This window comes from Pseudofrankia saprophytica (assembly GCF_000235425.2).
Lineage (GTDB): Bacteria > Actinomycetota > Actinomycetes > Frankiales > Frankiaceae > Pseudofrankia > Pseudofrankia saprophytica.
In genome coordinates, this window is sequence record NZ_KI912266.1 from 4,870,001 (window position 1) to 4,883,623 (window position 13,623).

Here is a 13,623-nt window from a genome sequence, read left to right on the forward strand (position 1 = left end):
ACCGCACTCGCACCCCGACCGCTGGAGGCATCCTGTGCCGTCGCCCCTGCCGACCCTTCCCGACAGCGCGCTCGCCGTGGCCGCCGACGAGCTGCTGACGACCTGTTCACCGCCGCCGCTGGTGAACCACTGCCGGCGGACGTACCTGTTCGGCACGGCGCTGCTGGAGAGCAGGCACCGGCCGTACGACGCCGAGGCGCTGTATGTCGCGGCCATGCTGCACGATCTGGGCCTGACCGAGCTGTGGGGCGACGAGGTCACGCCCTTCGAACAGCGCGGCGCGCTCGTCGCGGAGATCACCATGCTCGAGCGGGGGGCGAGCCCGCGGTTCGCAGGGCTGGTGCGGGACGCGATCGCGCTGCACCTGGAGCTCGACACCGCCAAGGATCCCCGTCCCGAGGTCGCCGGCGTGCATCTCGGCGCCGCCGTCGACGTTCTGGGTCTGCGGCTGGACCAACTGCCAAAGGACCTGGTCGCCGATGTCCTCGACGGTCTCCCCCGGCTGGGCCTCAAGGACCTCCTGACCACCGTCCTGCGGCACGAGGCCGAGGCGAAACCCACCTCCCGCATCGCCGGGCACGTCGCCCAGCTCGACTTCGTCCGGCTCGTCGCCGCGGCCCCCTTCGACGGCTGACGTCCGCCTGCGGGTCATCAGCCGCCGCCGCCGGCGACCTTCCCGCGCCGCCCAGCACGCGCGCCGGGCCTCGTCGCCACCGGCGTCGAGCGACGCCGCGGACGGCTCACCGGTCACCGGTCACCGGCGGCGGCGCGGGTCGCGCGCTCGGCGACGGCGTACTGGTCGGTGCGCGCGTCGTAGGACCAGAAGCCGCGCAGCCAGGCCGCCGTCGCGCCGACGCCGACGACGCAGGCGAGGCCGCCGGAGGCGATGCTCCCGCGGACGCTCCACAGATCGGCGGTGACACCGGCGCGCACCTGTCCGCCGAGCGGGCCGAGCGAGTAGGAGAGCAGCTCGATGCCGGCCAGCCGGCCGCGCATCGTCTCGGGAATGGTCTGGTTCCAGATGGTCGAGCGGAAGACCCCGGAGATCATGTCGGCGGCCCCGGCCGCGGCCAGGGCGCAGGCTACCAACCACAGCGTGGGCAGCACGCCCGCCAGGGCGATGCACAGGCCGTAGACCGCCGCGGCCGCCGCGATCGCGCGGCCGTGGTGGTGCACCCGGCTGGTCCAGCCGGACAGCGCGGTCGCGACCAGGGCACCTACCGTCTCGGCCGAGTAGAGCAGGCCGAGCAACTGCGGCTGATGGAAGGTGCGCTCCGCCAGCGCGGGGAAGAGCACCACCGGCATCGCGAGCAGCATCGCGGCGATGTCGACCAGGTAGGTGCCGACCAGGTCGCGGCGGGACACGGCGTAACGCAGGCCCTCGGCGACCGCCGCCAGGCTCGGCGGCGTGGTCTCGGCCCGGTGCGGGTAGCGGCGCATCAGCGTGTACAGCAGGCTGGCGACGAGCAGGCCGCACACGTCGATCACGAAGCACCACCCGATGCCCGCGTACGCCACCAGGAGGCCGCCGAGGGCCGGGCCGGTGAGCATGCCGGCCTGCAGGCCCATGCTGTCGAGCGCGCTCGCCGCGGGCAGCTCCTCATGGGCGACGGTGCGCGGGAACAGGGCCTCGCGGGAGGGCCGTTGCAGGCTGCTCGTGCTCGCCAGCGCCGCGGCCGCCACGAAGATCACCCACGTGCTTGGATGGTCCCGGAAGGCGTTGGCCGCGAGCACCGCCGTGACGGCCGCCTGCGCGAGCCCGCACAGCACCAGGAGGCGGCGGCGGTCGACGTGGTCGGCCAGTGCCCCGCCGTACAGGCCGAAGACGAGCAGGGGAAGGAGCTCCACCGCGCCGACGGCGCCAACCATGGCGTTGGAATGGGTCAGGGCGTAGAGCTGGTAGGGAACGGCGACATAGGTGACCATGCCGCCGAGGTAGAAGACGGTGCCGGCCATCAACAGCAGGCGGAAGTCACGCGAGGTGCGCAGCGGTGTCGTGTCGACGCGCAACGCCCCGAAACGGTCGAGCCAGGTCACGGGAGGACATCCTCGCAACGTGCCGGACTCGGGCGGTCGTCGCGGGATCCCGCGGCCCGGCCGCCGACGGGGACCGGGCTCCACCGGTCTGGGTGATCGGGCCGGCTGATGGGTTCGTCTCGGTAGCGGTACCCGGTCAGCGTCCGGCGCGCGTCAACTCGCTGGTTCGGCCGGAGATCTCGGGTGAGGATGAGCGACGTGCTGGAGGTACGCCTGCTCGGCGCGTTCGAGGTCCGTTCGGGCGGGACGCCCGTCGTGATGACGTCGCTGCGGGCGCAGTCGCTGCTGGCATATCTGGCGCTGCGCCGCGGCGCCCCGCAGCGGCGTGAGCAGGTCGCGTTCCTCCTCTGGCCCGACTCCACCGAGCAGCAGGCCCGCACGAACCTGCGGCACGTGCTGCACACGCTGCGCGCCCTGCTGCCCGCCGCCGACCGCCACGTCGAGGTGACCGCGCAGACGCTCTCACTTCGCGAGTTCTCCGCGGACCTCACGGCGTTCGACGCGGCCGAGGCAGCGTCTGGCGCGAGTGCCGGGTCCAGCGCGACGGGGTCCAGCGCGACGGCTGGGTCCGGCGAGACCGCCCACTCCGGCGAGGACGACGCCGACGCCGACGCGCTGGAAGGGCTGCGGCTGGCGGCCGACCTGTACGCGGGCGACCTGCTGGACGGCTGGTACGACGAGTGGCTGATCGCGGACCGCGAGCGGTATCGCCAGCGGGTCATGGCGGTCCTCGCCCGGCTCGTGCCGCTGCTGGAAGGGCGCGGCGAGATCGACGCGGCGGTCGGCTACGCGGAACGCGCCCGCCAGCACGACCGTCTCGCCGAGCCGCCCTACCGGTGGCTGATGCGGCTGTACGACGCGCAGGGCGACCGGGCCAGGGCGGTGAACGCCTACCACGAGTGCGTGGCCACCCTGGCGGACGAGCTCGGTGTCGCACCGTCCGCGCGGACCAGGGCGTTGTACGAGGCGCTGCTGCCGAAGGCGCAGGACGCGCCGAGAACGAGCGGCGCGGCGGCGTTCGTGGGGCGCCGGGCGCAGCGGCAACGGCTGACCGAGCTGTGGCGCGACGCCGGCGCCGGCGTGCCCCACCTGGCCGTGGTCACCGGCGAGGCCGGCATCGGCAAGACCCGGCTGGTCGAGGAGCTGCGGCACTGGGCCACGCGCCACGGCGCGGTCACCGCGCACGCCCGGTCGTACGAGGCGGAGGGCGCGCTGGCGTACGCCCCCGTGGTGGCCTGGCTGCGCGACCTCGGCGTGGCCCGCTGGCGCGGGCGCCTCACTCCCACCCAGCTCGCGGCGCTCGCTCCGCTGCTGCCAGAGCTGGCGAGATTGCCGGAGCTCGCGACCGAGCCGCCGCCGGCCCAGGCGGGCTCGCGCCTGCGGCTGTTCGACGCGGCCGCGCACGCCCTGGCCGCCGCCGCCGGCGCTGGCGGCGGCCCGGTGCTGCTGGTCGCGGACGACCTCCATGCCGCCGACGCCCCGACCCTGCAGTTCCTGCATTACCTGGTACGCGCCGACCCACCGGCGCCGCTGCTCGTCGCCGGGACGGCCCGGCTGCTCGACGTGGACGCCGGGCACCCGCTGCACGGCCTGCTCACCGGCCTGCGGGCGCTCGGCCGCTGCACCGAGCTGGCGCTGGGCCGGCTGGAGCGGATGGAGACGGCCGCGCTCGCCGGGCGGCTCGGGCACGACCTGGACCGCGCGGACGCCGACCGCCTCCACGACGAGACGCAGGGCAACCCGCTGTTCGTGGTGGAGGCGCTGCGGGCGGGCTGGCGCGGTGACGAGCCGAGGGTGCTCACGCCGCGGGTGCAGGCCGTCCTGGAGGCGCGGCTGCTGCCGCTGACGGACAGCGCCCGGGACCTGATCGCCGTGGCGGCCGCGGCGGGATCGTCGGTCTCCGTCGACCTGCTCGTCCGGATCCACGGGCGTGGCGAGCACGAGGTCGCCCGGGACCTCGACGAGCTGTGGCGGCGGCAACTGCTGCTCACCAGCGGCGGCGACACCTACGACTTCAGCCACGGCCGACTGCGCGAGGTCGCCTACCGGATGATGTCACCGGCCCGGCGCCGCCACAGCCACCTGCTGCTCGCCCGGGCGCTCCAGGACATCCATGCCGGCCGGTGGGACGAGGTCGCCGGGCAGATCGCCGCCCACCTGCACCAGGCCGGCGCCCGCGACGAGGCGGTCGACTGGTACGCGCGCGCCGCCCAGGCCGCGGGGCGGCGTTACGCCGACGCGGACGCCGCGGATCTGCTGCACCGGGCCTGGGAGATCCTCCGGTCCGCGCCGGAGTCAGCGGCCCGCGACGAGCGCGAGCTGGCGCTGCTGACCTCGCTTCCCGGGCCGCTGAGCGCGGCCGACGGGTACGCGTCCCCGCGGCTGCGCACGGCGCTGGACCGGGCGTTCGCCCTCGCCGCGCGGCTCGGCGCCGAGCCGGCCGCGCCCCTGCTGCGGGCACGCGCGATGGCGGTGCTGTCGCGCGGGGAGTTCGACGCCGCCGTCGAGTACGGCGGTCAGCTGCGTGCCCTGGGCGAGGACGACGACGTGCTCGCCGTCGAGGGCGACTTCGTCCGTGGCGTCGCGGCGGCCTGGCGTAACGAGGCCGCGTCGGCCCGCGATCATCTGCGCGCCGCCGTCGCCAGGTACCGGGCCGAGAACCGGTCGGCGCATCTGCTGGCCTACGGTCAGGACCCGCAGGTGCTCTGCCTCGCCCGGCTGGCGCACGTGCACTTCTGCCTCGGCGACGTGGCCGAGGCGCGCCGGTGCCAGCACCGTTCGCTCGAGCTCGCGCACGCGGTCAACCACCCGTTCACGCTGGCCGGGGCCCTGCTCTTCGCCGCCATCCTCGACCTGGACCTGGCGGACCTGCCGGCACTGCGGCGGCGGGTCGCGCAGCTCGCGGCGATGCGCCAGCGGGTCGAGGCGTCGCCGATCCGGGTGGTCGCCGAGGCGATGACCGGCTACCTCGATCTGCTGGACGGCGCCACCGAGCCGGGGCTGGCCCGCATCGACGCCGCGCTGGCCGATCCAGGCCGTGACACCGCTCCGGGCGTGCCCGCGATGCTGCTGCGCGTCCGGCTGGCCGCCGCGCGGGCCGCCGGGCTCGAGGACGAGTGCCGCGACACGGCCGAGCGGCTGCTGGCCGACGGGGTGCGCATCTGGGACGCCGTCGCGCAGGCCGAGCTGGGCGCCGGGCGGCCGGACACCGGCCGCTGAGGCCAGCGGCGCCCCGCCGACGACGGGCGGGCCGGCCGGCCGGCGGACCGGGCAACCGCTGAGGCCACCAAACGCTGAGCCCACCAACGCCGAACCCGCCAAACGCTCCGCCCGGCGTCGAGGAACGCTCGTGGAACGCCGCACCCCGCACCCTGCTCGCATGACCACGACAACTGTGCACCGCGATCCGCCGGACGCGCTGCGCCGCCACTTCCGCGGGACGGTGCTGCGACCGGGTGAAGAAGGCTATGCCGAGGCCCGCCGGGTCTGGAACGGCGCCGTCGACCGCCGACCCGCCCTGATCGCCCGCTGCGCCGGCGCCGACGACGTCCAGGCGGCGATCCGGTTCGCCCGCGAACGCGACCTGCCGGTCGCGGTCCGCGGCGGCGGCCACTCCGTGCTCGGGTACGGCGTGTGCGACGGCGGCATCGTGATCGACCTGTCGCAGCTCAAGGCCGTCTCGGTCGACCCCGCCGGCCGCACCGCGCGGGCCGCGGGCGGCCTGACCTGGGCCGAGTTCGACCTCGCCACCGGGCGGCACGGCCTGGCCACCACCGGCGGCTCGGTCAGCTCCACCGGCATTGGCGGGGTGACGCTCGGCGGCGGGTTCGGGCACCTGATGCGCCGGTACGGGCTGACCGTCGACAACCTGCTGGCCGCCGACCTGGTCACCGCCGACGGCGACCGGCTGCGCGTCGACGCCACGACCGAGCCGGAGCTGCTGTGGGGGCTGCGCGGCGGCGGCGGCAACTTCGGCGTCGTCACCGCGTTCGAGTACGGCCTGCACCCGGTCGGGCCCGTGGTCCTCGGCGGGCCGGTCTTCTGGCCCCTGGATCAGGCCCCCGAGGTGCTGCGTTTCCTGCGCGAGTTCGCGCCCACGGCGCCCGACGAGCTCGGCGTCGCCCTCGTCGCCATGCTCGCTCCCCCGATGCCCTTCCTGCCGGCCGACCGGTACGGCACCCCGGTGCTCGGGCTGCTGCCCGTCTGGTGCGGCGATCTCGCCGAGGGCGCCGCGGCGCTGGCGCCGCTACGCGGAGTGGGGACGCCGATCGGCGACCTCGTCCGCCCGGTCCCCTACCGGGCGCTGCAGTCGCTGCTGGACATCAGCGCCTCCCCCGGGAACGGCTCGTACTGGCGTTCCCACCGGCTGCCCGACCTGTCCGACGCGGCCATCGACGCCATCGTCGACGCCGTCGCCTCGATCACCTCGCCGTTGTCGCTGCTCAACGGCTGGATGATCGGCGGCGCGGTCAGCCGGGTCGCGCCCAACGCGACGGCCGTCGGTCCCCGCGAGCCCGGGTTCGAGCTGCGCCTGATCGCGAACTGGCGCCCGGGCGACCCCGCCCCCGAGCGGCACCTGGCCTGGGCACGGGACGGGTGGGCACGGCTGCGACCCGAGAGCGCCGGCCAGTACGCCACCTTCCTGTCCGACGAGGGCCCCGCCGGCATCCGGGCCGCCTACGGCGACCGCCTCGGGCGGCTCACCGCCCTCAAGGACCGCTTCGACCCGTCGAACGTCTTCCGCCTCAACCCGAACATCCCCACGAGCAAGGGAGTGACCCGATGAAGATCCTGGTGACCGGCGCGACCGGTACCGTCGGCCGGCACGTCGTGCGCGGCCTCGCTGAGGCCGGCCTGCCGGTGCGGGCGTTCGTCCGCGACGCCGGCGCGGCGGCCGGCGCTCTCGGCCCTGGCGTGGAGCTCGCCGTCGGCGACTTCGCCGACCGCGACGCGCTCGCCCGCGCCCTGTCCGGCGTCGACCGGCTCTTCCTCGCCTGCGGCAACGTCCCCGGGCAGGTCGGGCACGAACGCGCGGCCATCGACGCGGCGGTGTCGGCCGGCGTCGGCCGCGTCGTCAAGCTGTCGGGCCCCGACCCGTACCCCGCCTCGCCGCTGGTCTTCGACAGCTGGCACGGCGTGATCGAGCAGCACCTCGCCGCGTCCGGGCTGCCCGCGGTGCTGCTGCGCCCGAGGACGTACCTGACCAATCTGCTGGCCTACGCCCAGGCCATCGCGAGCATGGGCATGCTGTTCGCCCCGGCCGGCACCGCCGAGATCTCCTTCGTCGACCCGCGCGACGTCGCGGACGTGGCCGTCGAGTGCCTGGCCGGCGACGGGCACGAGGGCCGCGCCTACGCGCTGACGGGACCGGAGGCGATCACCTTCGAGCGCGTCGCCCGCGAGCTGGGCACGGCCACCGGCCGCTACGTCCGCTACGTGAACGTCAGCGACGACGACGCCCGGCGGGCGATGACCGCCGACGGCGTGCCAGGGGCGGTCGCCGACGCCATCGTCGCGATCTTCGCGGCGCAGCGGACGGGGTGGATGGCGACGACCACCACCGACGTGCGGAACGTCACCGGCCGGGCACCGCGGTCGATCGCCGACTTCGCCCGCGACCACGCCGAGCTGTTCGGGCCGGCCAGCGCCGGCGACGGGCGTGGCGGCGACGGGCGTGGCGGCGAGGACGGCGGCGCCGAAATTGCCTTGGCAAAGGCGGGCGACCTGGCATAGAGATTCTCTCGATGAATCTCTCCAGGTACGTCTCCGCCCGAGTCTGACGGCGTAGCGACGCGGTGCCAGCCCGGCCCGGCTCGGTCATCCGAGCCCGGCCGGGCCACCGTCCCATGCCCTGACCTGGAACGACGCGGGGCGGGCGCCCAAGGCGCCGCCCGGAGACGAGACAACCCATGGATCTTCACGAATACGCGTGTCACGACGCCGTCGGCCTGCGGATGCTGATCGCGAAGGGCGAGGTGAGCGCCGCCGAGGTCGAGGCGGCGGCGCGGGAGGCGCTGGCGTGGGCGCACGACCGGTGCAACGCTCTGGCCGCCCCCCTGTTCGGCCCGGCGCTGGCCCACGACCCGCGCGGCCCGCTCGGCGGGGTGCCGTTCCTCATCAAGGACGCGGGGCCGATGGCCGCGGGGGTGCGGTTCCGGTGCGGCAGCCGGAGCCTGGGACCCGGGGTGCCGGCCCAGGCCGACCATGAGCTGATGCGCCGCTTCCGGGCCGCCGGCCTGGCGACGCTCGGCCTGACGATCTCCCCGGAGCTCGGGCTGAGCTTCACCACCGAGCCGCTGCTGCACGGCCCGGTCCGCAATCCCTGGGACCCGTCGCGCACCGTCGGCGGCTCCAGCGGGGGCGCCGCCGCGCTGGTGGCGGCCGGCGCCGTTCCGCTCGCCCACGCCAACGACGGCGCCGGGTCGATCCGGGTGCCGGCGTCCTGCTGCGGCCTGGTCGGGCTCAAGCCGAGCCGCGGCCGGACGCCGACGGGTGCCGGGCTCGGCGGAGCGGTGTTCGGCATGCTCTCCGAGTTCGCGCTGACCCGCACCGTCCGGGACGCGGCGACGCTGCTCGACGCGGTGCACGGGCCCGCGGCCGGCGGCGCGTTCGCCGCACCCGCGCCCGCACGCCCGTACGCGGACGAGGTACTGCCCGGCGCGTGGGCCGACGGGCCGTCCCGCGGCGGCCGCCTGCGGGTCGCGGTGGCGACCAGGGCCTGGTCCGGCGCCGCGGTCGACCCCGAGGTGGCCTCGGCGGCCGAGCGGGGCGGCGAGGCGCTCGCGGCGCTGGGGCACCACGTCGAGGAGGCGTCGCCGCCGCTGGCGTGGGACGAGGTGATCCAGGCCTGCGTGACCGAAGCGATCGGCGTCGCCGCCCCGTTCCTGCTGGCCCCCCGCCAGCCTCCGGCCGACCGCCTCGAGGCTGTCTCCCGGCGGGTCCTGGCCGACGCCCGGGACGGCGGAGCCATCGACCTCGTCGCGGGGCTGGACGCGGCTGGCCGGGTCGGACGGGACCTCGACCGCTTCCTCGCCGGGTACGACCTGCTGGTGACCCCGACGCTCGCGCGCCCGCCCGTGCCGCACGGCACGCTGAACTACGACGACCCGGGCCACACCGTCGAGAGCTGGCTTCGCGCGATCTTCGACTTCGGGCCGTTCACCAGCGTCGCCAACGTGACGGGCGTGCCGGCGATGAGCCTGCCGCTCGGGCGGAGCGCGGGCGGCCTGCCGATCGGCGTGCAGCTCATCGCCGCCCACGGCCGCGAGGACCTGCTGCTGCGCGTCTCGGCCGCGCTGGAGGAGGCGATGCCCTGGCGAGGCCGTCGGCCGGGGCTGTTCGTCGGCCAGGGCTGACCCCCGCCGGTGCGGCCGGTCGCCAGGGGGCCCTGGCGACCGGCCGCACCGGCCCTCGACGTCAGCCGGTCGCGCGGCGCAGGCCGGGGACGGGCGGGGTCAGCACGTCCTCGACGCGGGCGAGCAGCTCGTCGACGTCGACCGGCTTGGTGACGTACTCGCTGGCCCCGGCGTCGAGGCACTTCTGCTGGTCGTCGGGCATCGCCTTCGCGGTGACCGCGATGATCGGGATGTCGGCGAACCGGGGCATGGCCCTGATCGCCGCCATGGTGGTGTACCCGTCCATCTCCGGCATCATCACGTCCATCAAAACCAGGTCGGTCGACGGGTTCGCCAGCAGCTTCTCGATTCCCTTCCGGCCATCCGGGGCGTGGTCGACGGTCGCGCCGTAGAACTCCAGGATGCTGGTGATCGCGAACACGTTGCGGACGTCGTCGTCGACGACCAGGACCGACCGCCCGACCAGCACGTCGTCCTCGTCCTCGTCCTCATCGTCGTCCCGCGCGCCCACGGGCCCGTCGGCGGCCGGGCCGGGCACGACCGGCCGGATGTCCGCGTGCCCGTTGCGCACCGGCGCGTCGCCGGCGACGGGGCCGCCGCCCGGGGGCGTCGCCGCCGTGGACGGGCCCGAGACCAGGGCGCCTGGCGCGAGCGAACCCGGCGCGAGCGAACCCGGCGCGAAGAGTCCGGACGCCAGCGGTCCCGCGGCCGCCGGGTACGGGTCGGGCGAGGGTGGCCCGGCGTCCCCGGCGACGGCTTCGTCTGCGCCGTCCGCCAAGGCGGCCGGCCCTGCCCCGCGCACCAGCCCGGGGGCGAGCGCCGGCTCCTGATCACGGGGCGGCTCGGCGCCGGTCAACTCGGCGGGCGGTGTCGTCGGCAGCCGCAGGGTGAAGGTGCTGCCACTGCCGTAGACGCTGCGCGCGCGGATCTCCCCACCGAGCAGGGTGGCGACCTCGCGGCAGATCGACAGCCCGAGGCCGGTGCCGCCGTAGCGGCGGCTGGTGGTGCCGTCGCCCTGCTGGAAGGCGCCGAAGATCCGGTCGAGGTTCTCCTCGGCGATGCCGATCCCGGTGTCGGTGACGGCGAACAGGATGTGGTCGCCGTCGGGGGCGCCCGGCGCCGAGGTCATCGTGATGGCCAGGTCGACCCGGCCCTGCTCGGTGAACTTGACCGCGTTCGAGAGCAGGTTGCGCAGGATCTGCGCGAGCCGGTGCCGGTCGGTGAGCAGGCGGTCGGGCACGTCCGGCGCGATGTCGACGGTGAGCCGCAGGCCCTTCTCGATGGTGACGGGCGCGAACGTGGCCCGCAGGTCGTCCAGCACCGAGGCCAGCGCGACCGGCTCGACGTGCAGGTCCATCTTTCCCGCCTCGACCTTGGACAGGTCGAGGATGTCGTTGATGAGCTGCAGCAGGTCCGAGCCGGCCGAGTGGATGACGTGGGCGTACTCGACCTGCTTGCCGGTGAGGTTGCCCTTCGGGTTGCGGGCGAGCAGTCCGGCCAGGATGAGCAGGCTGTTGAGCGGCGTGCGCAGCTCGTGCGACATGTTGGCGAGGAACTCGGACTTGTACTTCGAGGCGAGCGCGAGCTGGCGGGCACGCTCCTCGAGCTCCTGGCGAGCCCGCTCGATCTCGCCGTTCTTGACCTCGATGTCGTGGTTCTGCGCGGCGAGCAGGTCCGCCTTCTCCTCCAGCTCGGCGTTCGAGCGCTGCAGGTCCTCCTGCCGGGACTGAAGCTCCTCGGACCGGTACTGCAGCTCGCCGGCCAGCCGCTGGGACTCGACCAGCAGGGAGTCGGTGCGGGCGTTCGCGACGATCGTGTTGACGTTGACGCCGATCGTCTCGGTGAGCTGGTTGAGGAACGCGTGATGGACCCCGGTGAACGGGGAGAACGACGCCAGCTCGATGACCCCCAGCGCCTGACCCTCGAAGACGATCGGCAGCACCACGAGGGCTACGGGCGCGGCCCGGCCGACGCTCGAACCGATCGTGATGTAGTCGACGGGAGTCTGGTCCACCACGATGGTGCGCCGGGTGCGGGCGGCCTGGCCGATCAGGGAGTCGCCGAGGCCGAACCGGCGCGGTGTCGCCCGCGAGGGCTGGTAGCCGTAGCTGGCGATGAGGGCGAAGGCGGGCTCGTCGACCGAGGAGTCGACCAGGAAGAACGTGCCGTGCTGAGCGCCGACCAGCGGGGTCAGCTCGTCGATGACGAGCTGGGCGACGGTCGTCAGGTCACGGTGGCCCTGCATCAGCCCGGCGATGTGCGCCAGGTTGGTCTTCAGCCAGTCCTGTTCCTCGTTCATCCGGGTGGTGTCGCGCAGCGAGCGCACCATCGCGTTGATGTTGTCCTTGAGCTCGGCCACCTCGCCCTGCGCGTCGACGGTGATCGAGCGGGTGAGGTCGCCGGTGGCGACCGCGCTGGTCACCGCCGCGATGGCGCGGACCTGGCGGGTGAGGTTCCCGGCGAGCTCGTTGACGTTCTCCGTGAGGCGCTTCCAGGTGCCGGACAGGCCCTCGACCTCGGCCTGGCCGCCGAGGATGCCGTCGGTGCCGACCTCCCGGGCCACCCGGGTCACCTCGGCGGCGAAGGACGAGAGCTGGTCGACCATCGTGTTGATGGTCTCCTTCAGCTCCAGGATCTCCCCGCGCGCGTCGACGTCGATCTTGCGGGTGAGGTCTCCCTGGGCGACGGCGGTGGTGACCTGGGCGATGTTGCGCACCTGGCTGGTCAGGTTGTTCGCCATGAAGTTGACGTTGTCGGTCAGGTCCTTCCAGGTGCCCGACACGCCCTTCACGCTCGCCTGGCCGCCGAGCTGGCCGTCGGTGCCGACCTCGCGGGCGACTCGGGTCACCTCGTCCGCGAAGGCGCCGAGGGTGTCGACCATCGTGTTGATGGTCGACGTGAGCGCCGCGACCTCGCCCTTCGCCTCGACGGTGATCTTCTGGGAGAGGTCGCCGCGGGCGACGCCGGTCGCGACCTGCGCGATCGAGCGGACCTGCGCCGTCAGGTTGGACGCCATCACGTTGACGTTGTCGGTCAGGTCCTTCCAGGTGCCCGACACGCCCCGCACGTTGGCCTGGCCGCCCAGGTTGCCCTGGGTGCCGACCTCCCGGGCCACCCGGGTCACCTCGTCGGCGAAGCCCGAGAGCTGGTCGACCATCGTGTTGATGGTCTCCTTGAGCTCCAGGATCTCCCCACGGGCGTCGACCCGGATCTTCTGCGACAGGTCACCCTTCGCCACCGCGGTGGTCACCTGCGCGATGGACCGCACCTGGTCGGTGAGGTTGCCGGCCATGACGTTGACCGACTCGGTCAGGTCCCGCCAGGTGCCGGAGACGCCCTTCACGTTGGCCTGGCCGCCGAGGCGCCCGTCGGTGCCGACCTCCCGGGCCACCCGGGTCACCTCGTCCGCGAACGAGGACAGCTGGTCGACCATCGTGTTGATGGTCTCCTTCAGCTCCAGGATCTCCCCGCGCGCGTCGACCCGGATCTTCTGCGACAGGTCACCCTTCGCCACCGCCGTGGCCACCTGCGCGATCGAGCGGACCTGGCTGGTCAGGTTGCCGGCCATCGCGTTGACGTTGTCGGTGAGGTCCCGCCACGTGCCGGAGACGCCCTTCACGTCGGCCTGGCCGCCGAGACGGCCGTCGGTGCCGACCTCCCGGGCCACCCGGGTCACCTCGTCCGCGAACGAGGACAGCTGGTCGACCATCGTGTTGATGGTGTTCTTCAGCTCCAGGATCTCGCCGCGAGCCTGCACGGTGATCTTCTGGGACAGGTCTCCCCGGGCGACCGCCGTCGCCACCTGGGCGATGTCCCGGACCTGGCCGGTCAGGTTGCCGGCCATCGCGTTGACGTTGTCCGTGAGGTCCTTCCAGGACCCGGACACCCCCGGCACCTCGGCCTGGCCGCCGAGCTTGCCCTCGCTGCCGACCTCGCGGGCCACCCGGGTCACCTCGGAGGTGAACAGCGCGAGCTGGTCGATCATGCCGTTGAAGACGAGGGCGATCTCGTCCATCAGCTCGTCGCCCACCTGGGGCAGCCGGGTACCGAAGTCACCCCCGCGCACCGCGGTGAGGCCGGCGAGGAGCTGGCGCAGCGCACTGTCGTCGGGCCTGACCGGCGAGCCCTTCGAGGGAACCAGGGTGTCGCTCACCGACGTCCTCCCTGCACATGTTCAGACGCCGGCACGGCGCGGCGACAGCGGTAGCACATTGGCAGCCATCATGCCTTC

At 74.2% G+C, this 13,623-nt stretch carries 7 protein-coding genes; 5 read left to right on the plus strand and 2 right to left on the minus strand.

Annotated elements, in window-relative coordinates:
- Positions 1–34: 34 nt before the first annotated feature.
- Positions 35–634 (plus strand): HD domain-containing protein, encoded by a 600-nt coding sequence (locus FRCN3DRAFT_RS0220505; protein WP_007512183.1) that lies wholly within the window; start codon positions 35–37, stop codon positions 632–634.
- Positions 635–747: 113 nt separating this feature from the next.
- On the opposite strand, the gene FRCN3DRAFT_RS0220510 is transcribed toward FRCN3DRAFT_RS0220505, so the two are convergent.
- Positions 748–2,037: an MFS transporter gene (locus FRCN3DRAFT_RS0220510; RefSeq protein ID WP_007512185.1), complete on the minus strand. Its 1,290-nt coding sequence runs from the start codon at positions 2,035–2,037 to the stop codon at positions 748–750.
- Between the two features lie 198 nt (positions 2,038–2,235).
- On the opposite strand from FRCN3DRAFT_RS0220510, the gene FRCN3DRAFT_RS0220515 reads away from it, so the two are divergent.
- The 4 genes from FRCN3DRAFT_RS0220515 to FRCN3DRAFT_RS0220530 all read left to right on the plus strand — a co-directional run bounded on the left by FRCN3DRAFT_RS0220515 (position 2,236) and on the right by FRCN3DRAFT_RS0220530 (position 9,392).
- A complete protein-coding gene (locus tag FRCN3DRAFT_RS0220515) occupies positions 2,236–5,256 on the plus strand; it encodes an ATP-binding protein (RefSeq protein ID WP_158072977.1) in 3,021 nt (1,006 codons plus the stop codon).
- 160 nt (positions 5,257–5,416) lie between these two features.
- Positions 5,417–6,823, plus strand: coding sequence for an FAD-binding oxidoreductase (locus tag FRCN3DRAFT_RS0220520; RefSeq protein ID WP_051466319.1), 1,407 nt, complete (start codon positions 5,417–5,419; stop codon positions 6,821–6,823).
- Entirely contained in the window at positions 6,820–7,770 is a 951-nt protein-coding gene (locus FRCN3DRAFT_RS45445; RefSeq protein ID WP_007512190.1) for an SDR family oxidoreductase, read from the plus strand. Before FRCN3DRAFT_RS0220520 ends, FRCN3DRAFT_RS45445 begins: the two co-directional genes overlap by 4 nt.
- A gap of 176 nt (positions 7,771–7,946) precedes the next feature.
- Positions 7,947–9,392: an amidase gene (locus tag FRCN3DRAFT_RS0220530; protein ID WP_007512192.1), complete on the plus strand. Its 1,446-nt coding sequence runs from the start codon at positions 7,947–7,949 to the stop codon at positions 9,390–9,392.
- A gap of 61 nt (positions 9,393–9,453) precedes the next feature.
- Here FRCN3DRAFT_RS0220530 and FRCN3DRAFT_RS0220535 read toward each other — a convergent pair whose 3' ends face one another.
- A complete protein-coding gene (locus FRCN3DRAFT_RS0220535; protein ID WP_007512194.1) occupies positions 9,454–13,545 on the minus strand; it encodes a HAMP domain-containing protein in 4,092 nt (1,363 codons plus the stop codon).
- Positions 13,546–13,623 lie beyond the last annotated feature (78 nt).